Genomic DNA, 689 nt, shown 5'->3' with positions numbered 1-689 from the left:
CGCTCGCCTCGATCGCCGGTTTCATCGAAACACTGCGTGGACCGGCCCGCAACGATCCGGCGGCACGCGAGCAATTCCTGCAGATCATGCAGAACCAGACCGGCCGCATGGCGCGCCTGATCGATGATCTCCTGTCGTTGTCCCGGCTGGAGATGAAGCCCTATCTGAAGCCCGGAACCGAGGTCGACCTGCGTCAGACCGTCGACAGCGTCATCGATTCACTGGCCCCGCTTGCCCGCGAAAACAACGTCGTCATCGAGCGCGATTTCGCCAAGGGATCTCTCAATGTGCCGGGCGATCGCGATGAGCTGTTTCAGGTCTTCGAGAACCTGCTGGAAAACGCCTGCAAATACGGCCAGTCCGGCGGCCGCGTCGTGGTGTCGATCGCTCACGCCGATGAGGGATCCGAACCCGGCATCAACGTCACCATACGGGATTTCGGCCCCGGCATTCCTGAGGAGCACATTCCGCGCATCACCGAGCGCTTCTATCGCATCGACGTCGAGACCAGCCGGACCCAGAAAGGCACCGGCCTTGGCCTGTCCATCGTCAAGCACATCCTGACGCGCCACAATGCCAGGCTGACGATCAAATCCGAGGTCGGCAAGGGCGCCGCCTTCGCGGTTCATTTGCCGACGCACTGATACTGCCCTAGTTTTCCCTGGAACCGTTTCTTTTTTCTGTCATCC

Annotated in this window: 1 protein-coding gene; it reads left to right on the top strand. The window is 61.0% G+C overall.

The annotated features are described in order from the left end of the window. The coding region (locus tag ACWTU8_RS31770; RefSeq protein ID WP_455851247.1) for a sensor histidine kinase at positions 1-644 on the top strand (644 nt) is incomplete at its 5' end. Positions 645-689 lie beyond the last annotated feature (45 nt).

The organism is Mesorhizobium sp. BHbdii (assembly GCF_053848045.1).
Note: the sequence above shows the minus strand (reverse complement) of the source record. Positions and strands in the feature narration are given on the sequence as shown.